An 18,520-nucleotide genomic window follows, 5' to 3' on the forward strand; every position below is an offset into this window, starting at 1 on the left:
ATGGACATCGACGTGTTGCTGTACGACGGCTTCGATGAGATCGACGGCATCGCGCCGTACGAGGTGTTCGACTACGCGCTGACGTACGCGGCCGAGGAGGCCGCAGCCGACGCCGACGACGAGCCGGAGCCGGTCGGACGCGTGCGCTACGTGACGCACTCGGCGCGTGAGACCGTAACGGCGAGCCATGGCACGCGGGTCGGGATCGACGGGACGCTCCCCGATCCCGAGTCGACGGACGCCCCCGACCTGCTCGTCGTTCCCGGCGGGGGCTGGAACGCCCGCGATGAGGAGGCCAGCGCGTGGGCGGAGGCACAACGCGGTGACATCCCGCGGGCGCTCGCGGCCTACCACGATGCCGGTGTCCGGATCGCCACCGTCTGCACCGGATCGATGCTGCTCGCGACGGCGGGGATCACCGACGGCCGGCGGACGATCACCCACGCCGGCGCCGTGGAGGAGCTTCGAGAGTCGGGGGCGAACGTCGTTGAGGCGCGCGTCGTCGACGACGGCGACCTCGTCACCGCCGGCGGGGTGACCTCGGGGATCGACCTCGCGTTATATCTCGTCGAACTGGAGCTGGGCGAGACCGTGGCGGATCGGGTCGCGACCGTGTTGGAACACGAGCGTCGGGGTGGGATCGCCCGTCGGTCAGATGAAAAACCGGGTGTATAAAAGCAGCAGTACCGAGACGACGCTCACGAGCAGGATCCAGCCGACGATGATGATCCCGACCTGTCGCATCGTCATCTCTTCGCCGCTGAGGATCTCACCGATACCCATGACCTCGCCCACGGCACCCCATTATATAAAAGATCGGCTCTGCGTGTCGGGTTGCTGAGAGCGGGCGGGACGTCACCCCTCGACGGTGATCACCGTACAGTCCAGTTTCTCCCGCAGGTAGCCGTCGATATCGGGGTCCGAGAGGAGCTTCTGGACCATCCGCCGCCAGCGCCCCGCCTGCTTCGACCCGATGACGACGACATCGGCTCCCTCGGCGGCGACCTCCTCTAAGATCGTCTCCTCGACGAGGAATCCCCGCCTGACGACGTAACGAGCGCGGTCGAGTCGCCCAAGTCGCCGTTCGATTGACTGTTTGAGCTCCGTTCGGGTGACATGGCGGCTGTTCTGATAGAGGTCAACGTGCAGGATGGTGAGGTCGGCGTCGCGTTCCTCGGCCACCCGGACCGCCTCTCGGAGCGTCGCCTCCGAGTGGCTCGACGGCGGATATCGAACGGGAACCACGACCAACGTCATAATAAATGGGTCGGCCCCTCAATATAAATACGCTGTCGGTTCGACCGCGACCGCGACGACCGGCTGGTCACGGATCGCATCAGATCGCGTCTTCGTCGGACGGCGACTGGTCGCTCGCGAGGGCCCGCCGCGTCGCCTCGTCGACCTCGACGAGGTGACAGAGGGGATTGCCGGGGTAGACGACCGGGTTCTCCAGCACGCCGATGAGCAGCCCGGTGAAGGGCGCCTCAACGCCAAACGGTTCCTCTTTGAACGGGTTGGTGATCGTCGCGATCCGGTCGCCCTCGTTAACGAGCGACCCGCTCTCGTAGTGGGTATCGACGATGCCGCCCACGTCGGCACGGAGCCACGTCTTCTCACCGGGTTCCGAGACGATGGTCCGCCAGCCGGGCCAGCGGACCGTCGTCGACGTCAGCATTTCGTACTCCGCGAAGACGGAGCGGACGCCCGCCAGCGCGTCGTCGATGAGCTCACGTTGGAACCGGTGGGCCTCGCCCATCTCGATCGTGATGGTGGGGATCCCGTCCGCGGTCGCCTCGCCGCGGAGCGTCCCGGTCGGACCGGGGCTGTCGAGGATCACGCTCGAGCCGAACGCCAACGCCAGCCGATGGACGCCCACGTCCGTCATGTCGCCACGGACGTGGAGCATGTTCGTCCGGCCGCGGGTGGAGGTGTGAAAGTCGAGGCCGAAATCACATGGCGCGATGAAGTTCGAGTAGATCCGGTGAGCCATCCGCTTCGAACTCGTCGAGCCCGCTTTCCCCGGAAACGATCGGTTGAGATCCCGATCGTAGACGGGGAGATAGCGCTGTTGGGCGAGGAAGCCGGGGACGTTGAGCACGGGCAGACAGACGAGGGTACCCGCGAGTTCGGAGAGATCCCACTCGTGGGCGACCTCGCGGACGACCTCGATGCCGTTGAGTTCGTCGCCGTGGGCGGCCGCGGAAAGGAACGCCGTCGGTCCGTCGTGCTCGCCGTTCACGATCGTCACCGGGATCCGCACCGGGTCGCCGAGGTAGGTCTCGCTGATTCCGTACCGGATGTTCTGGGTCTCACCCGGCGCGACCGCGCCGCCGTTGTAGGTGAAGACCCCGTCATCGCTCATGTTCCACCGGAACCGGGGGTTGGGTATATATATGACGGCCGTGACAGCGGTACACATGATCGATCGGGAGGAACCTGATCCGCACGCAGCCGCGTGACGGCCGCGTCGGCCCGACGGTAGCGACCGTGCTGAGGAAGGCGAGCGCTCACGAACCGTCGGACGATCCCGCCGCCCTTATAAGTAAAGACGGCTGTATTCCCGCGTATCACCGATTTCGGGCTACGGGTTCGGATGGCGGTCGTGGGATCGCTCCTGGCGGCGTTGTACTTCGCCGTCGGCATCGTCGGGCTCGCCGTGTTGGGCACCGGCGCGTGGCCGATCGTGGCGCTCTTGCTCCTTACGTTCCCCGTGCTCCAGTATAAGTTCGGAACGTGGATGGCGACGCGGAAGGCCGAGGAGATGCCGAACGAGGGGGGATACGCCGAGATCCACCGGATGACCGAGTCGCTGGCGCGAGATATGGGCATCCCGAAACCACGGCTGATGGTGATGTCAATGGGCGTCCCGAACGCGTACGCGACCGGCCGGAAGGGCGACGGCGTCGTCGTCGTGAGCGAGGAACTGATCCGCCTGCTGCGGCGGGACGAACTGGAGGGCGTGATCGCTCACGAACTCGCACACATCAAAAACCGGGACGTGTTGATGATGACCGTCGGCAGCTCCATCGGGATGATGGTCGGCTGGGCGGTCTACTTCGTCTACGTCTTCGTCGGCGAGGACAACCCGGGCGGCTTCCTCGTCGGCTGGGCGCTCTCGATCGTCGCCCAGATGCTCGTCACCGTCCTCGTGATGGCGATCTCACGCTACCGCGAGTACGTCGCCGATGACGACGCACGCCGGCACATTGGAGGCGGCGATCCCCTCGCACGGGCGCTCGAAAAGATCTCCTCGGGATCGGAGGGCCGCGACTCCGCCGTCGATGACGCCACCGCCGCCCTCTGTATCTTCAACAGCGAGCGCGGGCTGCTCGCGTCCGCCTTTGCGACCCACCCGCCGACGGAGAAGCGGATCGAGCGGCTGCGGAGCTGATCGGTTCACTGGAGGCTGCTGGGAACAGCCTACAGCCGTTCACCGCATCCGCGACACTGCCGCACGCCGGGCAGGTTCTGTTTCTCACAGAACGGACAGCGACGGGCGCCCGGATGCGACGCGGTCGCCGTCGCGAGCACGTCGGCCGCGGAGGGCGCGGGCTGTTCATCGAGAACGCCACGGGCGACCATCACGTCGATCAGCCGATCGTCGCGCAGCCACATCAGGAACCGCCAAAAGCCGAGGAACAGCAGCGTCGGGCCGACCATCGCGACGCCGGCGACGAACAGCCGAAAGGCGATCTCCGCCGTCGAGAGTTCGGCCATATGTGTGTTATGTGACTCAGTGACAAAGTTCGTTTCGCCGAACGGTTATCGATGATCCGCAAGCCACAGGCGACCGCCGACAAGTCGCGCACGACCGCCGACAAACGTCAGGCAAGCCGCATCCGATCGAGCAGTTCGGCGGTGGCGTCCGAACCGAACCGTAACGGTCGTCGCCACCACGGTCCCTTCCCGGAATCCGATGACCGTTCAGTCACGAGGCGGTTCGCCTCGACGCCAGCTCCCGGTGTACTTAACGGCACGACCCGATCGAACAGTCCCGACGCCTCCCGCTCGCCGGCGACGATCATCCGTGCATCGAACGGATCGCGTTTGAGATGGGCGTTGGTGGGGGCGACTTCGGCGGCCTCATCCCGCGTCGGTTCCGAGAGGACACGATCGATCCGCATCGCGGCGAAGAGATACGCACCCCAGTCGGGTGCGAGGGCGTCGGCGACCGGGACACCTTCTTCGGCGAGCCAGTCGCCACTCCGACCGTCGGCACCTGCGTCGCTCACCGTTTCCTCGCCGGGTCCCCGCCAATCCGCGGGGCGCAGCGTGAGCGTCGCATAAAACAGGAGCCAGTCGCCGGGTCCGAGCGTCGCGATCGGTCCCGCCTTCACGCCGAAGGGATCGCCGTACGTCGCCCGCTCACGCCCGTGGACGTCGGGAAACTCCGGGTCCGCGTGGATCGGCGTCCCCAGCAGTGTATTCGGGAGTGAGAACGGGACGTCGAGGTCACCGTAGGTCGGAAGCGGTTCGTCCGTCGGGAACCCCTCACGCGGACGGGTCGGTGCATCCTCCGGGATCGGCACGTACGCGAACGACCCGTCCGGATACACCGGACCGCGAAACCCCGGTTCGTTGGTGTTGGCGGCGACGTTGACCGCGACGGCGCGTGGCCTACCCCCCATCGGAGGCGTCGAGATCGCGTTTGAACTCGTCGAACCTATCGAGGTCCTCGGGAAGTTCGTAGGGGATCTCCCGTTCGTCCTGCCGGTTCTGGAGCTTTCCGTCGGGGAGCTCCTCGGCGACATCCTCCCAGCCGGGTTTGACGCGTACGCTCCGGGCGGGCATGCCGACGACGACGTGGTGCGCCGGGACGTCACCCTGCACGACGGCGCGTCCGCCGACGACGCTGTTCTCACCGATCCGGCAACCGGCACGCACCATCGCGTCGTAGGTGACGCGGGCGTCGTCCTCGACTATCGTGTGGAAGTTCCGGACCTCGGTCTGGTCGACGATGTCGTGATCGTGGCTGTAGATGTGGACGCCGTCGGAGATGGAGACGCGGTCGCCGATCGTGAGCGCCCCGCGATCGTCGAGGTGGACGTCGTCGTGAATTACGACGTTGTCGCCGACCTCGATGTTGTGGCCGTAGGTGAACGAGATGCCCTTGAAGAAGCGACAGTTGTCCCCACACTCCGCGAAGAGGTGTTTCCCCAGCATCTGTCGGAACCGGAGCGCGAACTCGACGTTGTCGGCCATCGGCGTCGCGTCGAACTGCCGCCAGAGCCACTGGAGGTGTTTCGAGCGCTGGAATTTCGATTCGTCCTTTTCGGCGTAGTACTCCGATTCGAGCGTCGCGTTGCAGGGATCATAGCCCTGGAGGCGGACGCGTTCAGCCGGCGTGACCTCCTCGCCGTCGGTCCAGGCCTCCCACGCCTCGCGATCCCCGAACAGATCGATCAGGACGTCCCTGACGACTTCACAGGTGTCCTCCTCCGAGGAGAGCCGCTCGTCCACCTCGCTGATGAAGCCTCGGACACCGGCCTCCGCCGAGTCGGGAAGGGACACGTGTCGCTTGGTCATTGACCGGCCTTCGCGGGCGAGCCTCAAAGGGATTCGGTTCCCGGTCGGTCGGGGATGGGCGATTCCCTACTCGGCGTACAGGGGGTGGTCCGCACAGAGTTCAAGGACGCGTTCGCCGACCTCCTCGATCACCGCCTCGTCGTCGTGGTTGTCGACAACGCGGTAGATCAGATCGCCGACTTCCTCCATCGCAGCCCCGTCGAATCCGCGCGTCGTGAGTCCCGCGGTGCCGGCACGGATACCCGAGGGATCAAACGGCGAACGGGTCTCACCAGGCACGGTGTTACCGTTGAGGATGATCCCGGCCTCCGTGAGTGCGTCCTCCGCGTCGCCGCCCGACAGGTCCGGATGGGAGTCACGGAGGTCAACCAACACGAGATGGGTGTCAGTCCCGCCGGAGACGAGCGAGAGGCCATGATCGACGAGCGTCTCCCCGAGCGTCTCGGCGTTGTCGACGACCGCCTGCGCGTACGCCTCGAACTCGGGAGTGAGCGCCTCTTTAAACCCGACCGCCTTTCCGGCGACGTTGTGCATCAGAGGACCGCCCTGCCCACCGGGGAAGACGGCCTGATCGATCTCGTCTGCGTACTCGGCGTCACACATCACGATCCCGCCGCGGCCGGCCCGGATCGTCTTGTGTGTCGATCCCGTGACGAAGTCGGCGATCCCCACCGGGGAGGGATGGACGCCGGCGGCAACCAGCCCCGTGATGTGTGCGATGTCGGCGAGGTGGTAGGCGTCGACGGCGTCGGCGGCCGCCTGGATCCGCTCCCAATCGACCGCGCGGGGATACGCGGAGTAGCCGGAGACGATGATATCGGGGCCGAAGGACTCCGCCAGTTCGGCCAGCCCGTCGTAATCGATCCGGCCCGTTTCGGGGTCGACCTCGTACTGTTCGACGGTGTACATCTGCCCGGTGAAGTTCGCCGGATGTCCGTGCGAGAGGTGACCACCGTGGGTCAACTCGAGCGAGAGGATCTTATCGCCCGGATCAAGCATCGCGTGGTAGACCGCCTGGTTCGCCTGCGTCCCGGAGTGTGGCTGAACGTTGACGTGTTCTGCACCCCACAGCTCCGTCGCCCGATCGATGGCGAGCTGCTCGATCTCGTCGGCGTACGCACAGCCCGCGTAGTAGCGCTCGCCGGGATACCCCTCCGCGTATTTGTTCGTCAGGACGCTCCCTTGTGCCTCCAAGACGGCCTCGCTGACGTGATTCTCGCTTGCGATCATCGCCAACGTCTCCTCCTGACGCTCCCGTTCACCGATCAGTGCGTCGGCGACAGCCGTGTCGACCGTTCGGACCGAGTCGTAGTCCATATTGGTGTGCGGAACGGCCCGAAAATAAGCCTATCCGTCTGTTTGTCGATCACACCGAACCGGGAGCGTCCGTCACGCACACGCGATAGCTGCCGTGGATACGATATGAGCACCACGACGGCGTGAGAGTCACGACACGTCCACCGCGAGGCGGTGTAGGTGTTACGACACCGCTCGCCGTTCGTTCGGGGAACGGAGCGATCATCACGAGAGATCATCTCACGGGTTGAGAATCAGGGGATATCAGTCCGAGACGCGTAACCGGCGCATTCGGCGGTATGAGGGGCTCATTCGTTCTTTTTCTCTCTCTTAACCCGTTAATATTAAATACGCATCCGACCTTTACATGCCATGATAATGGAGTCGGAGCGTTTGGGGACGGACGTCGAGGAAATGATCGACGCCGCGTCCGCCGAGGCCGACGATGGCCTGCTCGTCGTCGATCCCTCGCCGGAGACGGTCGTCTCGATCATCGAGGCGGGTTCGAAGGGGGACGGACTGCCCGCGACATCGGTGCTCGCCGATCGTCGAGCCTTGAAGGGAGTCATGGACGACTTCCTGATCGCGTCAAAGGCGGCCGATCTGATCGACGCGGGGGCGCTCACCCTCCGCATCCAATCGAACGATGCCGAGAACTCGCTTTTTATTTCCACCGAACGCGTCCTCGCGCTCGTGGGTACCGACGGGGGACTCACCGCGCTCGCATCGGACGATGACGACTTCGTCTCCGAGGTGTCACGGACGTATCACGGGGCCTTCGAGGACGCAGCTGAATACCCCCTTCGGACGCCGCCGCTCACCCGCGTCCGTGAGACGATGGCCGCGGAACTCGGCGAGGCGACACGGGACGATTTCGATCGCATGCTCGGCTCGCTCGGGACCGTCGGCGGAAACGGCGACGGTCTCGATGAGGTGACCGCCTCGTTGCTCGTCGCCGCAAAAAACGACGTCCTGTTATATGACGTCTCGAAATGGGGCGAGGACGTCGGTATCGCCTCGAAGGCGACGTTCTCCCGGACGAAGACGCGCCTCGAGGATCTCGGACTCATCGACACCGAAAAGGTCCCGATCGACGTGGGGCGTCCCCGTCTGCGGTTGAAGATCGGCGACGAGCGGCTGATCGGTCTCGACGCCGGGGAACTGGCGACGAACGCCGCCGAACTGCTCGATTGAGTCGGCTCCCCGGAGCGGAACCGATTTCCCGGCCGGACGACGGTCGGTCCCGTGGGTTTTTTTCGTCCCTCCACGTCGGAGGGGTCATGGACATCGGATTGGTCGGAGAGGGACCCGCAGCGGAGGCCGTCGAGGCAGCCCTCGCCGACATCGACGTGAACCGCATGTCGGTCGAGGCGACGCTTCTCGACGGCTTCGACCTCGCGGTCGTGGTCGGAACCGCCGGATCGGCGACGTTCGCGGCGGCGAACGACCGACTCGACCGCTGGGTCGCCGTCGAGGTGGGCGGCATCGGGGGCGTCCCGCTTGCAGCCGTCGATGCGGCCGTGACCGTGTTCGACGGGACGTGTTACGACTGTCTCCGACGACGAGTCGCCGCCTCCGAACCCGACCACGCCACGTCGCCGACCGGAACGCGTTCGGCGGTCAGGTACGCCGGGGCGCTCGCGGGACGCCGGACGATCCGGCTGCTGTCCGGCGACGCCGTGGGGGACACCGTCGTTGAGGTGCCCGGCCCGGAGCGGACGCTCCTTCCCGTCCCCGGCTGTGGCTGTGGGGGTGCACCCGATGGATCGATTCCGCGGGATCACGCCGGATCGACGCTTGAGGACGCCATCTCGCGCGCCGAGCGGGCCGTTGACCCCCGGATCGGTCCGCTCCGGGAGGTCGGCGAGCAGTCCTCGTTTCCGCTGCCCTATTACGTCGCGGCGACCGCGGAGACGACGCACTTCTCCGATGCGCGCGCGGCGGAGTTCGCCGGCGGCGCCGACGGCGACTGGAACGTCGCGTTCATGAAGGCGCTCGGCGAGGGGCTTGAACGATACGCCGCCGGGATCTACCGCCAAGACGCGTTCACGAACGCCCCCGCGGATGACGTGTCGAACCCCATCCCCCCGGACGCGTTCGTTCGGCCGGCCGACGCCGACGACTACGACCGGGACGATCCCCTGCCGTGGACGACCGGCGAGGACCTCGAGACCGGCGAGCCGGTGAGCCTGCCCGCGGAGTTCGTCCACTTCCCGCCGCCGGAGCGGCGCTACAGGCCGGCGATCACGACGGGACTCGGGCTCGGGAACTCCGGTCCGGAGGCGCTGCTGTCGGGGCTTTACGAGACGATCGAACGGGACGCGACGATGACAGCGTGGTACTCGACGATCGAGCCCCTCGGACTCGAGGTCGAAGACGACGCAGTGACCGAACTTTGCAAGCGCGCCCGCGCGGAGTCGCTGACGGTGACACCGCTTCTTTTGACCACTGACATCGACGTGCCGGTCGTCGCCGTCGGGGTCCATCGCGACGACGACTGGCCTCGGTTCGCCGCCGGGTCGGGCGCGGATCTCGATCCGGTCGCCGCCGTCCGGAGCGCGCTTGCGGAGGCGTTACAGAACTGGGTCGAGCTACGCGGGATGGGTCCCGAGCGGGCGGTCGATGAGGGTGCCGCGATCGGCTATCACGCCGACTTTCCCGAAGTCACCCGGGAGTTCTTCGATCCCGACGCCTCGGTCCCGGTCGCGGGCCTCGGTGACCCGGAGCGCTCGGGTGCGGACGAGCTTGCGGCGGTCCTCGCACGACTCCAGGAGGTGGGTCTCGACGCGTACGCCGCGCGGACGACGACGCGGGACGTGGCGGCGCTCGGGTTCGAGGCGGTCCGTGTCCTCGTACCCGCGGCCCAGCCGCTTTTCACCCGTGAGCCGTTCTTCGGCGACCGGGCGCACGAGGTTCCCCGGTCGATGGGTTTCGAGCCACGGCTCGACGCCGAGTATCATCCCTTCCCCTGATCCGGATAGCTGGCAGAACGCCCCCACGACCGGGCCCGGACCGGATTTAAGTCTCCGCGGGACGCGGGTCCATCATGGACGTCATCCCCGACGAAACGGTCGACGCCGTGGAGGCTGTTCCCGGTGTGCACCTGACCCAGGGCGCGAGCGGCGAGGAGGCGAGCATCCAGCGGTTTTATATCGAACCGGGCGCGGAGGTCCCGGAACACGACCACCCTCACGAGCAGATCGGGACGGTAACGAGCGGGACCCTCACGTTCCACATCGACGGCGAGGAGGTCCCGGTGCACGCGGGCGACACCTTCGTGATCCCGGGCGGCGAGCCGCACGCCGCGGTGAACGAGGGCGACGTTCCCGTCGAGGGGTTCGACGTCTTCTCGCCGCCACGCGTCGATCCCGATTGGGGCGAGTGAAGGATCGACGTCCGGATAGCTCACCGAAGCCGAACGAAAACGGCCTCCTCGGGGGTCGGATCCCGCCAACAGAAGGCACCGTCGACCACGTCGTACGTCTCGATCCGGATGACGAGGCGAGCCTCCGTCAGCGTCGCGCGCAGTACCGGGCCGGTCGCCGTGACCGCGACGTACGGCGGCGCGGCGACGGGCGTGGCTCGAAGCCTTCCGCCGGCGGCCGCGACGAGGTCGGGTAACAGAGTGGCAAGCGCCTCCAGCAACCCGGCACGGTCGAGGACGGTCCGGAGATCCGTCCGGAGCACCCGTGACTCACGGGTCGCCGGGTCGCCGCCGACGGTCGTCTCGAATCCCTCGGCGACCGCTTCCCCACACGCCAACACCTCCATCACCGTCTCCCGATGCGTCCCGAGCAGTCGACGGCGGGCGGCAGCCGCGTCGAGATCCGAGCCCGTCACGGCCGTCGATGGGCACCCGAACCGCAAGCCGTTTGCGGTCCATATTTGTCCCCGCGGAGCGGTGATCCCGATATGACGATCCGATCCGAGGAGGTCGCCGACCTGATCGAGGCGGGAATCCCCGACTGCGTCGCGCGGGTGACGGCGCCGCGCGCGTACAACGACGAGGACGAGGACGCCCACTTCGCGGCGTTCGTCGTCTCGCCCGCCTTCGAGGGGGAGTCGCTGGTCGCCCAGCACCAGCGCGTCTACGACGCCGTCGGCGACGAGATGACCAGTTCGGTCCACGCGCTCGAAATCAAGACCTACACGCCGGAGGCGTACCTCGAACACGGAGACGGCTCGCTCGATGACGAACTCCGGGCCGCGGGGCTGTTGCCGTCGAATGACTGACGCTACCGAGGGACGGGTGACCGATACGTCCGAGGGACGGGTGACCGATACGTCCAACGAGGGCCGGCGGACGGCGGTCACCGTCGACTGTGCCGACTGCGGCTTCGACGTCACGTATCGTCGGCTTCGGGAGGCGCGTGTCGGGCTCGCGCGCCACGAGGCCGAGACCGGCCACGCCGTGGACTGGCGGATCGAACGGCTCTCGGCCGGCGTCGAGCGCGCCGGTGACGCCGCCGGGGTCTGCGGGATCCCCGAACGCGGCGATGAAGCGTGTGACGGGCGGTTTCCTTTTTAAGGGACGGGCTTATTAGCTCCCCGACCGGATCGGTGGTATGGATGCGGGGGAGTCGACGATCCTGGGCGTGGCGGGCGTGATCGCCACGTTCGTCATCGTGGCCGTGCTCACCGCCGGCGCGCTCTTCGGGTTCGACGAGTCGGTCGTGCGGCCGTTCGCGCTGCTCGCGGCCGAGCCGTTCGCGTGGATCGTCCTCGGCGCCATTCTCGTCGCGGTCGTTGGACACGCATACCTAGAGTAGCCGACTATCGGTCCCACTTATATACTACTGCCGTCCGCGTCCGGGTTCCGATCGTGTGAAGCGACGTCCCGGACCGCCGCGAGCAACGCCGACAGCGCGCCGTCGACGCTTCCCTCCCTGATCGCGTCACGGTCGCCCGTCAACAGGAGACGGGTACTCCGCGCGAACGAGCGGTCCGTTTCCCACGGCGCGGCGTAGGCGACGCCGACGTAGACGAGTCCGACGGGTTTCCCCTCGCGGCCACCACCCGGACCGGCGATACCGGTCGTCGAAACCGCCCACGTGACATCGGCTCGATCGCGTGCCCGTGCGGCCATCTCCCGGGCGACCGGCGCGCTGACGGCGCCATGGGCGTCCAGCGTCTCGCGGGCGACCCCGAGGACCTCCCGCTTCGCGTCGTAGGCGTACGTCACGAACCCGCGGTCGAAGTAGTCGCTCGCGCCCGGCACGTCGACGATCCGCGCGCTCACGAGCCCGCCGGTGAGCGACTCGGCGGCCGCCAACGTCTCACCCCGTTCCCGGAGGAGGTCGCCGAGAACGACTGCGGGCGGGCGGTCGGCGTCCGGATCCCCGTCGAGTCCACGGGTCGCCGCGTCTCCATCGGTCATGCCCGCACGTGGCCCGCCGCGACCTTGAAACCCGCCACCCTCTTTGGGCTCGCCGACCGAACGGAGGTATGTCCGAGCGCGACGATCCCACCGCACGGTCCGAGCGCGACGATCCCACCGCACGCGATCGGCTCGTCGCACTCGTCGAACACGCCACGGGGTCGCCGCTCGCAGTCGGGACAAATGGGGTCACGCTATCGGCGCGTGGCGACGACATCGGGCCGCTCTCCGCCGTCGCGGCGACCCTCCAGGGGACGGCCACCGTCGTCGGCGTCATCCCCCGGCTCGTCCCGTCGCTCCTTCCAACGATCCCCGAGGAAGGAGCGGCGCTGGACTCATCACCCGACCTCGACGCCATCGAGGGCCGGATCGTGCTCGTCGGGGCCGCCCGGGACCGACTGGACGGTCCGGCGGGCGCGGCCATCCGCCCGTTGCTCGCGGATCGCCCGGTCGACCTCCTCGTGGCACCCGGGGACTCCCCCGTCGGGATCCTCCTCGCCGACGACCGGGTGATAGTCGGCTGGTTCGACGCGGAGGGTCTCGCGGCGGTGCTCGTGACGGATGCGGAGGCCGTCCGGGAGTGGGGGGTCGGGTCGGTACGGCGATACCTCGATGCTGCCGATCCGATCTGATCGGCTATCGTCACGCCAACCGGATCAACACATCCTCGAAGACGGGGACCGACGGGGTGAAGTCGACGCCGCGGCAAGCGGAGCCATGGAGGTCGAGTGCCGGTTCTTTGGGCCGTTTCGTGACGCGGTCGACCACGATCGGATGATCCTCTCCGTCGAGGATGGCGCGACCTTTGGCGACCTGCTCTCCCGGCTCGAAGCGCGCTATCCCGCACTCGACGGTCGGTTGCTCGACCCCGAAGGCGACGGACTCGCCGGAAGCACGGTCGTCACCCGGAACAAAACCGACATCAGACACCTCGACGGGCTGGAGACGGCGCTTTCGGATGGCGACATCGTTCGGGCGGTTCCGTCCGTGTACGGCGGTTGATCCGTCGCCCACACACTTTTTTAGCTTACCCGTCGAACCTCGGTGTCATGAAACGACACCTGCTCCTCCTCGCCGGCGTGTTGGGACTGCTCGAACTGCTCGCCCCGCGGGTCGTCCTTCGCGGGTTCACGGCGATCGCCTATCGCGGCGCCGAGGACGCCGAACCGCGCGACTGGCTCCCCACCGCGGTGCGTGTCGAGGGTGCCATCCTCGTGTTCGCCGCCCTCGTCGGGCTTTATAAACTGAGCGGCACAGCCAACGCCGAGGCCGTCGAGACGACTCCGGACGGGAATGATGAGAACGACGGGGACGGCAGGGACGACTGAAACGACGGGGACGACTGAAAGAATAAGGACACATTATCCGTCGACTGACTCGGTCAACGCTCACCGCTGGCTTTGGAGATCGGAGCGCCGCCCGTCGGTCGCCTCTTCAGCGGAACGCCCCTCCCGCAGGACGTGACAGTCACGACAGCGCGCCTCGTACGACTCCTCGGCACCGACGAGGATCGTCGGGTCGTCGGCGTGGGCCGGCTCGCCGTCGATCAGCCGCTGGTTCCGGCTTGCGGGCTCACCGCACTGGGTACAGATCGCCTGCAGCTTATCGACGTATTCGGCGGTCGCCATCAGCTGTGGGAGCGGCTCGAACGGTTCCCCGCGGAACGTCACGTCCGTGCCCGAGACGATGACACGGGTTCCCTGGTCTGCAAGCCCGTTGCAGGCCTCGACGAGCGCGTTCGAAAAGAAGTTCGCCTCGTCGACCGCGACCACCTCCGCGTCGCCGGCGTCCGCGAGGATCGCGAGCGGCCCATCGCCTTCGTTCTCCACGACGGTCGCCTCCCATTGCCGGCCGGTGTGGGTACCGATCGTCGCCTCGCCGTAACGGTCGTCGATGGCCGGTTTGTACGCGGCGACCGACTGTCCGGCGATCTCCGAGCGACGCAGCCGTCGGAGCAGCTCCTCCGTCTTTCCGGAAAACATCGATCCCGTGATGACCTCGATCCACCCTGAGCGGGTGATGGCGTGCATACCCGATCGGCCGGTCACCAACGACTAAACGGTTACCCTCCGAACGTCCCGGCCGTCGGCACATTCCCGCGTGAGCGACGATCCGAAAGGGTGACTGACGATCAGAAACTCGGCGCAAAGCGTGCGAGCCCGGCGATCCCGCGGGCGATCCCCGTCAACAGGAGGAGGTAGATGACGTTCCCGAGCGTGGCGGCCGCGAGGAACCGACCGCGTGGGTAGGCGCTCAAGCCCGCAGGGATCGACATGAGACATCGAACACCGGGGATCAGATTGGTCACGACGATCCCGGCCCCGCCGAAACGGTCGAACAGCCGCCCAACGAGATCCATCTTCCGGTCGCCGATCCGATCCTTCACGACGAACGGGACCCGGTCGACGTACGGAACCGTTCGACGGATCCCGATGAACTCGGGGCTCTCCTCGTTGAACCCGCGATAGATGGTGAACTGCCCGAGCGTGGAGGCGACCACGCTGGCACCCGCGACGAGAGCGATGACCTCGTTCGAGGGCGCAGAGAGCGCCACGTAGGCGACGTACAGCGTCGCCGGGGGCATGAACTTTCCCACGAGGGCGCCGTCGAGATAGAAGAACAGCAGGACGACGGGGACGCCGAGCGCCTTCAGGAGGGTGAAGATCTCGGCGTATTCCGGAAGCATAGGGGCCACACGTGCTTCAGACGGTTAAAAGGGCGTGAAGTGGCCGTGTGTGGCCGCCAACTGGCGTCCGATCGCTCGGACGTCCGCTAGACATCCGGCAGCCCTGCTTGACTTCGACAGACCTACTAGATATCCGTCATAGCTCAGTCAGACGACCTGTCCAACCGCGAGGAGGAGGGGAATCGCCACCACGAGATAGACGACCGCACAGATCGCCCAATCGCGTCGCACCACCCGGAGTCGCTGGCGGGCGAGCCCGGTCGTCCGCGGGAGCGGGACGAGCGCGAAGAAGCCGACCATGCAGACGAACATGACAAACGCGACGCCAGCCGCCGTCACGACCGCACCCACACCCGCGGTGCCGACCCCGAGTGCGGCGGCGACGGCGACACCGCCCGCCAGCATCGCCGCGGTCAACACGCCCGAGCCCGCGCCGGCGACGTAGTGAACCACGGCCGCAAGCCGCTCCGGCGCGGAATCGACGGCCGTTCCGGCGAGGACGCTCGCGGCGACCTTCGGCGGCGTCTCCCCCTCGGGAAGTCGCGCCATCGCCACGTCCATCGTCAGCGTCGCGAGGACGCCGGCGATCAGTCCACCGGTGAGCCCACCGAGAAACGAGGGGTCGAACATGCTCAAAAAAACCTATGGCCGCGACCGGTTTGACCCTATCGCCAGACCGATCTTGACAGCCGCAGGTGAGCGGCTTCCCGTGTGGTGTGATCCGATCTGTCCGAACGGGTGGTAGCACCTTCTGGGTCAAGGTTATGAAGCCAAGCAACCGAACGGTAACTGAACCTGCATGGCGTTTTCATTCGACACGACGTACAAACGGTTGGACTCAAACCTCTATTCGAAGGTCACGCCCAAACGGGTCGAGAACCCCGAGATCCTGTGTCGTAATGACGAGCTCTGTGCTGAACTTGGGGTGGATCCAGCGGAGCTCACGGCGGACACCCTCACCGGACAGAACCGCTCCGAGAAACCGATCGCCCAGGCCTATGCAGGCCATCAGTATGGGGGTTTTGGCCTCTTAGGTGACGGCAGAGCGATGTTACTCGGGGAACATGTTTACGATGGTGACAGATACGATATCCAACTGAAAGGATCCGGCCGAACGCCGTACGCCAGACGGGGCGATGGCAACGCGACTGTCAGCTCGATGCTCAGGGAGTATCTGTATTCCTCCGCGATGTATGGCCTCAATATCAAGACATCGAGGAGTCTGGCAGTCGTCGAAACTGACGAAACAGTGACTCGACGACGGACGGAACCCGGAGCGATCCTCGTCCGCGTGATGAACAGCCACATCCGATACGGCACCTTCCAGTATGTCGCAAGCCAGAGGTCCGAGGAGATACAGCCGTTCACCGACTATGTCATCGACAGACACTACCCGCGGCTGAACACGACGGATCGTCCGTACCTCGCGTTCTTCGATGCGGTCATGGAGTCGTCGATCGAGATGGCCGTCGACTGGCTGCGTGTCGGCTTCGTCCACGGCGTGATGAACACGGACAACATGAGTATCGACGGGGAGACGTTCGATTACGGACCCTGTGCGTTCATGAACTACTACGATGAGGGGGCGGTCTTCAGCTCGATCGATAGGCATGGGCGATATGCGTTCGGAAATCAGCGACCGATCCTACGATGGAACCTCGAACGGTTCGCGGAGGCACTCCAGCCGCTGTGTGCACGATCGGCGCTCACGTACGACGAACTCGAAGACAAACTGGAGGAGTTTCCGGACCGATTCGATACACGCTACTACTCGATGATGCGGAAGAAACTGGGGATCGACGCGGACGGAGAACGCGAACTCGTCGATGAGTTCCTCGAGTGGCTTCGCGAATCGAACGCGGATTACACCAACACGTTCCTCGAATTGGAGGCGCCCGGGACGGTCGATGACCCCACCTTTGCAACGGCGGAATTCGCCGATCTGCGGGAAAAGCTGGCCGCCGTCGGGCTCGATGAGGAGTTGATGCAGGAGGCCAATCCACGGTATATCCCCCGCAACTACCTGGTCGAACAGGCGCTGGATGCGTATCTCGAAACCGACGATCTCTCCACGTTCAACGATCTTCTGGCCGTGTTGGAGGATCCCTACCGCTCGAAAGACGTGGATCCACGGTTCCAACAACCGCCGCCACGAAGGTTCGATGCAGAATATACGACGTACTGTAACACGTGATCGGGTCGAACGGTCGATCTATTCGCGACGCAGCGGCGTCCCATCCAGCACGACCCGTTTGACGTCCGCATGGCCGGCCCGCCGGACGATCGCCCGCACGAGGTCGTGGGCGCCGGCGAGGTTGTCCGAGTCGCCGTCGAGCACGAGCAGGCGCGCGTCGGCACCCTCCTCGACCACCCCACGGTTCAGCCCCGCGATCTCCGCGCCGTTCACGGTCGCCATGCGCAACACCTCCCGTGCTGGGAGGTCCGCCAACTTGGCCGCGAACTCCATCTCGCGGAACATCGATGGCGAATCGAGCATGACGTTGTCCGTCCCGAGCGCGACCTTCGTCCGCGCCGATAGTTCGCGGACCTGCGGGACGCCGACCTTCGTGACGAGGTTCGAGCGTGGACAGACGACTACGGGGGTCCCCCGGTCTTCGAGCCGATCGAGGTGCAGCGGCTCCGCGTGTACCATATGGACGAGGAAGTCGGGATCGAGATCCATCGCGGGGTTGATATCGTCGGCGTCGCGCTCGCCGGCGTGGATCCCGAACAGCTTGCCGGCCTCGCCGGTCGCCGTCCGGACCGACTCGAACTCGCCGTCGCGGGCACCGGAGGCGCCATAGCCGTCGGCCACCGCGAGGACATCCGGATCGTCGCGACCCAACACGACCGCGTCGATGTCGCGCGCGCCGTACTCGACGCCCGATCCCGAGAGCGCGTCTCGGAGGGCCTCGACGCCGGGGATCCCCCCCTCACGGAACTCGATGAACGTGCCCGTCCCCGTCGACTCCATGTATCGGAGGGTACGGGCCATCGCCTCGACCTTCTCCGCGTGGCTCGCCGCCCGGAGCAACCGGTGTTTCAGCCCGTCGGGGGGCGCGACGAGCTCGTCGAGCGTGAGCCCCTCGCCGGCCTCCTTTGCGATCGAGTCCCCGATGTGGGTGTGGGCGTTGACGAACGCCGGGAGGATCACGTCGTCCGAGTCGACCGCGCACGATTCGATCCGGACGATCTCGCCGTCAGCGGTGACGACCCGGCCCTCCACGGGCTCGAACTCACGGCCGACCAGGATCGTCCCCTCGAGATGCATAGGACCCACTCGCCGGCGGCGGGATTAAAAGCTCACGACCGGCGATTCCAGGAGTAAAAGCTCACGACCGGCGATGGCAGGGGTAAAAGCTCATAACCGACGATCGCGGGACGAATGTGGCTACCGCTCGCGATCGACGTGTTCACCGAAGCAAGTCGTCGAACGGGTTCCCCGGCCCGTTCGATCGGTCGATACGGGGACGCGTGCATTCCCCCGGTCCCCGGGGCGGCGTCCGTCGCCGTCGACGGGGCCACCGCTACATGTCAACGGGTGCCGCGGATATATAAACATCCCGGCGGCGGACGATCACCTCGCCGGGAAGCCCCCGATCGACGGCAAGCGCAACGCCTGTATGCCCGCGGGA

25 protein-coding genes are annotated in these 18,520 nt (G+C 66.3%); 12 read left to right on the forward strand and 13 right to left on the reverse strand.

Features of this window, described 5'->3' with window-relative positions; translation table 11 throughout:
* Positions 1-675, forward strand: a complete 675-nt coding sequence (locus CHB65_RS11445) for a DJ-1/PfpI family protein (RefSeq protein ID WP_089385206.1) — start codon at positions 1-3, stop codon at positions 673-675.
* On the opposite strand, the gene CHB65_RS17905 is transcribed toward CHB65_RS11445, so the two are convergent.
* From CHB65_RS17905 to CHB65_RS11455, 3 genes are all read right to left on the reverse strand, one after another.
* Positions 652-783 carry a hypothetical protein gene (locus tag CHB65_RS17905; protein ID WP_281251564.1) on the reverse strand — a complete coding sequence of 44 codons (132 nt, stop codon included), beginning with the start codon at positions 781-783 and terminating at the stop codon, positions 652-654. The genes CHB65_RS11445 and CHB65_RS17905 overlap by 24 nt on opposite strands.
* A 72-nt stretch (positions 784-855) precedes the next feature.
* Positions 856-1,257: a universal stress protein gene (locus CHB65_RS11450; protein ID WP_089385207.1), complete on the reverse strand. Its 402-nt coding sequence runs from the start codon at positions 1,255-1,257 to the stop codon at positions 856-858.
* Between the two features lie 79 nt (positions 1,258-1,336).
* Positions 1,337-2,362, reverse strand: coding sequence for a succinylglutamate desuccinylase/aspartoacylase family protein (locus CHB65_RS11455; RefSeq protein WP_089385208.1), 1,026 nt, complete (start codon positions 2,360-2,362; stop codon positions 1,337-1,339).
* Positions 2,363-2,566: 204 nt separating this feature from the next.
* Here CHB65_RS11455 and CHB65_RS11460 point away from each other — a divergent pair, with 204 nt between their 5' ends.
* Positions 2,567-3,391 carry a M48 family metallopeptidase gene (locus CHB65_RS11460; RefSeq protein WP_089385209.1) on the forward strand — a complete coding sequence of 275 codons (825 nt, stop codon included), beginning with the start codon at positions 2,567-2,569 and terminating at the stop codon, positions 3,389-3,391.
* 29 nt (positions 3,392-3,420) lie between these two features.
* Here the strand turns inward: CHB65_RS11460 and CHB65_RS11465 are convergent, their stop codons facing one another.
* The 4 genes from CHB65_RS11465 to glyA all read right to left on the reverse strand — a co-directional run bounded on the left by CHB65_RS11465 (position 3,421) and on the right by glyA (position 6,843).
* Complete coding sequence (locus CHB65_RS11465) at positions 3,421-3,717, reverse strand: hypothetical protein (protein WP_089385210.1); 297 nt, start codon at positions 3,715-3,717, stop codon at positions 3,421-3,423.
* A gap of 107 nt (positions 3,718-3,824) precedes the next feature.
* Positions 3,825-4,628, reverse strand: a complete 804-nt coding sequence (locus tag CHB65_RS11470) for an Nmad3 family putative nucleotide modification protein (protein ID WP_089385211.1) — start codon at positions 4,626-4,628, stop codon at positions 3,825-3,827.
* Positions 4,618-5,526 (reverse strand): acyltransferase, encoded by a 909-nt coding sequence (locus CHB65_RS11475; RefSeq protein ID WP_089385212.1) that lies wholly within the window; start codon positions 5,524-5,526, stop codon positions 4,618-4,620. Before CHB65_RS11475 ends, CHB65_RS11470 begins: the two co-directional genes overlap by 11 nt.
* Before the next feature lie 66 nt (positions 5,527-5,592).
* On the reverse strand, positions 5,593-6,843 hold the full coding sequence (gene glyA, locus CHB65_RS11480; RefSeq protein ID WP_089385213.1) for a serine hydroxymethyltransferase: 1,251 nt from the start codon (positions 6,841-6,843) through the stop codon (positions 5,593-5,595).
* A gap of 357 nt (positions 6,844-7,200) precedes the next feature.
* Here glyA and tbsP point away from each other — a divergent pair, with 357 nt between their 5' ends.
* The 3 genes from tbsP to CHB65_RS11495 all read left to right on the forward strand — a co-directional run bounded on the left by tbsP (position 7,201) and on the right by CHB65_RS11495 (position 10,207).
* Positions 7,201-8,016, forward strand: coding sequence for a transcriptional regulator TbsP (gene tbsP / locus CHB65_RS11485; RefSeq protein ID WP_089385214.1), 816 nt, complete (start codon positions 7,201-7,203; stop codon positions 8,014-8,016).
* Positions 8,017-8,102: 86 nt separating this feature from the next.
* The gene (locus CHB65_RS11490) at positions 8,103-9,794 is read left to right on the forward strand and encodes a YcaO-like family protein (protein WP_089385215.1); all 1,692 of its coding nucleotides are present in this window, start codon (positions 8,103-8,105) and stop codon (positions 9,792-9,794) included.
* Positions 9,795-9,868: 74 nt separating this feature from the next.
* Complete coding sequence (locus tag CHB65_RS11495) at positions 9,869-10,207, forward strand: cupin domain-containing protein (RefSeq protein WP_089385216.1); 339 nt, start codon at positions 9,869-9,871, stop codon at positions 10,205-10,207.
* Between the two features lie 20 nt (positions 10,208-10,227).
* Here the strand turns inward: CHB65_RS11495 and CHB65_RS11500 are convergent, their stop codons facing one another.
* Positions 10,228-10,662, reverse strand: a complete 435-nt coding sequence (locus CHB65_RS11500; protein ID WP_089385217.1) for a hypothetical protein — start codon at positions 10,660-10,662, stop codon at positions 10,228-10,230.
* A gap of 72 nt (positions 10,663-10,734) precedes the next feature.
* On the opposite strand from CHB65_RS11500, the gene CHB65_RS11505 reads away from it, so the two are divergent.
* Genes CHB65_RS11505 through CHB65_RS11515 form a run of 3 tightly spaced genes read left to right on the forward strand, consistent with a single transcriptional unit; the run spans position 10,735 to position 11,591 of the window.
* Positions 10,735-11,055 carry a BolA family protein gene (locus tag CHB65_RS11505; RefSeq protein WP_089385218.1) on the forward strand — a complete coding sequence of 107 codons (321 nt, stop codon included), beginning with the start codon at positions 10,735-10,737 and terminating at the stop codon, positions 11,053-11,055.
* Positions 11,048-11,350, forward strand: a complete 303-nt coding sequence (locus CHB65_RS11510) for a DUF7542 family protein (protein WP_245809965.1) — start codon at positions 11,048-11,050, stop codon at positions 11,348-11,350. Before CHB65_RS11505 ends, CHB65_RS11510 begins: the two co-directional genes overlap by 8 nt.
* A 37-nt stretch (positions 11,351-11,387) precedes the next feature.
* Complete coding sequence (locus tag CHB65_RS11515) at positions 11,388-11,591, forward strand: hypothetical protein (protein ID WP_089385219.1); 204 nt, start codon at positions 11,388-11,390, stop codon at positions 11,589-11,591.
* A 17-nt stretch (positions 11,592-11,608) separates the two neighbouring features.
* Here the strand turns inward: CHB65_RS11515 and CHB65_RS11520 are convergent, their stop codons facing one another.
* Positions 11,609-12,199 carry a CinA family protein gene (locus CHB65_RS11520; protein WP_089385220.1) on the reverse strand — a complete coding sequence of 197 codons (591 nt, stop codon included), beginning with the start codon at positions 12,197-12,199 and terminating at the stop codon, positions 11,609-11,611.
* 68 nt (positions 12,200-12,267) lie between these two features.
* On the opposite strand from CHB65_RS11520, the gene CHB65_RS11525 reads away from it, so the two are divergent.
* From CHB65_RS11525 to CHB65_RS11535, 3 genes are all read left to right on the forward strand, one after another.
* Positions 12,268-12,831 carry a transcriptional regulator FilR1 domain-containing protein gene (locus CHB65_RS11525; protein ID WP_089385221.1) on the forward strand — a complete coding sequence of 188 codons (564 nt, stop codon included), beginning with the start codon at positions 12,268-12,270 and terminating at the stop codon, positions 12,829-12,831.
* Between the two features lie 85 nt (positions 12,832-12,916).
* Positions 12,917-13,201, forward strand: a complete 285-nt coding sequence (locus CHB65_RS11530) for a ubiquitin-like small modifier protein 1 (RefSeq protein ID WP_089385248.1) — start codon at positions 12,917-12,919, stop codon at positions 13,199-13,201.
* 47 nt (positions 13,202-13,248) lie between these two features.
* Complete coding sequence (locus CHB65_RS11535; protein ID WP_089385222.1) at positions 13,249-13,527, forward strand: hypothetical protein; 279 nt, start codon at positions 13,249-13,251, stop codon at positions 13,525-13,527.
* Between the two features lie 60 nt (positions 13,528-13,587).
* Here CHB65_RS11535 and CHB65_RS11540 read toward each other — a convergent pair whose 3' ends face one another.
* The 3 genes from CHB65_RS11540 to CHB65_RS11550 form a co-directional block, all read right to left on the reverse strand.
* The gene (locus CHB65_RS11540; protein ID WP_089385223.1) at positions 13,588-14,229 is read right to left on the reverse strand and encodes a thymidine kinase; all 642 of its coding nucleotides are present in this window, start codon (positions 14,227-14,229) and stop codon (positions 13,588-13,590) included.
* Positions 14,230-14,330: 101 nt separating this feature from the next.
* Entirely contained in the window at positions 14,331-14,885 is a 555-nt protein-coding gene (locus tag CHB65_RS11545) for a DedA family protein (RefSeq protein WP_089385224.1), read from the reverse strand.
* A gap of 147 nt (positions 14,886-15,032) precedes the next feature.
* The gene (locus CHB65_RS11550; protein ID WP_089385225.1) at positions 15,033-15,515 is read right to left on the reverse strand and encodes a hypothetical protein; all 483 of its coding nucleotides are present in this window, start codon (positions 15,513-15,515) and stop codon (positions 15,033-15,035) included.
* 169 nt (positions 15,516-15,684) lie between these two features.
* Here CHB65_RS11550 and CHB65_RS11555 point away from each other — a divergent pair, with 169 nt between their 5' ends.
* On the forward strand, positions 15,685-17,079 hold the full coding sequence (locus CHB65_RS11555) for a protein adenylyltransferase SelO (protein WP_089385226.1): 1,395 nt from the start codon (positions 15,685-15,687) through the stop codon (positions 17,077-17,079).
* A gap of 18 nt (positions 17,080-17,097) precedes the next feature.
* Here CHB65_RS11555 and CHB65_RS11560 read toward each other — a convergent pair whose 3' ends face one another.
* Positions 17,098-18,156 (reverse strand): amidohydrolase family protein, encoded by a 1,059-nt coding sequence (locus CHB65_RS11560; protein WP_089385227.1) that lies wholly within the window; start codon positions 18,154-18,156, stop codon positions 17,098-17,100.
* Positions 18,157-18,520: the final 364 nt, after the last annotated feature.

Source organism: Halorubrum vacuolatum (assembly GCF_900188065.1).
Classification (GTDB): Archaea; Halobacteriota; Halobacteria; order Halobacteriales; family Haloferacaceae; genus Halorubrum; species Halorubrum vacuolatum.

Excerpts from the sequence above, each read along its gene's own strand:
- CHB65_RS11445 (WP_089385206.1), top strand. The coding sequence starts at position 1 with ATGGACATCGACGTGTTGCTGTACGACGGCTTCGATGAGATCGACGGC.
- CHB65_RS17905 (WP_281251564.1), bottom strand. The coding sequence starts at position 783 with ATGGGTATCGGTGAGATCCTCAGCGGCGAAGAGATGACGATGCGACAG.
- CHB65_RS11450 (WP_089385207.1), bottom strand. The coding sequence starts at position 1,257 with ATGACGTTGGTCGTGGTTCCCGTTCGATATCCGCCGTCGAGCCACTCG.
- CHB65_RS11455 (WP_089385208.1), bottom strand. The coding sequence starts at position 2,362 with ATGAGCGATGACGGGGTCTTCACCTACAACGGCGGCGCGGTCGCGCCG.
- CHB65_RS11465 (WP_089385210.1), bottom strand. The coding sequence starts at position 3,717 with ATGGCCGAACTCTCGACGGCGGAGATCGCCTTTCGGCTGTTCGTCGCC.
- CHB65_RS11470 (WP_089385211.1), bottom strand. The coding sequence starts at position 4,628 with ATGGGGGGTAGGCCACGCGCCGTCGCGGTCAACGTCGCCGCCAACACC.
- CHB65_RS11475 (WP_089385212.1), bottom strand. The coding sequence starts at position 5,526 with ATGACCAAGCGACACGTGTCCCTTCCCGACTCGGCGGAGGCCGGTGTC.
- glyA (WP_089385213.1), bottom strand. The coding sequence starts at position 6,843 with ATGGACTACGACTCGGTCCGAACGGTCGACACGGCTGTCGCCGACGCA.
- tbsP (WP_089385214.1), top strand. The coding sequence starts at position 7,201 with ATGGAGTCGGAGCGTTTGGGGACGGACGTCGAGGAAATGATCGACGCC.
- CHB65_RS11490 (WP_089385215.1), top strand. The coding sequence starts at position 8,103 with ATGGACATCGGATTGGTCGGAGAGGGACCCGCAGCGGAGGCCGTCGAG.
- CHB65_RS11495 (WP_089385216.1), top strand. The coding sequence starts at position 9,869 with ATGGACGTCATCCCCGACGAAACGGTCGACGCCGTGGAGGCTGTTCCC.
- CHB65_RS11505 (WP_089385218.1), top strand. The coding sequence starts at position 10,735 with ATGACGATCCGATCCGAGGAGGTCGCCGACCTGATCGAGGCGGGAATC.
- CHB65_RS11510 (WP_245809965.1), top strand. The coding sequence starts at position 11,048 with ATGACTGACGCTACCGAGGGACGGGTGACCGATACGTCCGAGGGACGG.
- CHB65_RS11515 (WP_089385219.1), top strand. The coding sequence starts at position 11,388 with ATGGATGCGGGGGAGTCGACGATCCTGGGCGTGGCGGGCGTGATCGCC.
- CHB65_RS11520 (WP_089385220.1), bottom strand. The coding sequence starts at position 12,199 with ATGACCGATGGAGACGCGGCGACCCGTGGACTCGACGGGGATCCGGAC.
- CHB65_RS11525 (WP_089385221.1), top strand. The coding sequence starts at position 12,268 with ATGTCCGAGCGCGACGATCCCACCGCACGGTCCGAGCGCGACGATCCC.
- CHB65_RS11530 (WP_089385248.1), top strand. The coding sequence starts at position 12,917 with ATGGAGGTCGAGTGCCGGTTCTTTGGGCCGTTTCGTGACGCGGTCGAC.
- CHB65_RS11535 (WP_089385222.1), top strand. The coding sequence starts at position 13,249 with ATGAAACGACACCTGCTCCTCCTCGCCGGCGTGTTGGGACTGCTCGAA.
- CHB65_RS11540 (WP_089385223.1), bottom strand. The coding sequence starts at position 14,229 with ATGCACGCCATCACCCGCTCAGGGTGGATCGAGGTCATCACGGGATCG.
- CHB65_RS11545 (WP_089385224.1), bottom strand. The coding sequence starts at position 14,885 with ATGCTTCCGGAATACGCCGAGATCTTCACCCTCCTGAAGGCGCTCGGC.
- CHB65_RS11550 (WP_089385225.1), bottom strand. The coding sequence starts at position 15,515 with ATGTTCGACCCCTCGTTTCTCGGTGGGCTCACCGGTGGACTGATCGCC.
- CHB65_RS11555 (WP_089385226.1), top strand. The coding sequence starts at position 15,685 with ATGGCGTTTTCATTCGACACGACGTACAAACGGTTGGACTCAAACCTC.
- CHB65_RS11560 (WP_089385227.1), bottom strand. The coding sequence starts at position 18,156 with ATGCATCTCGAGGGGACGATCCTGGTCGGCCGTGAGTTCGAGCCCGTG.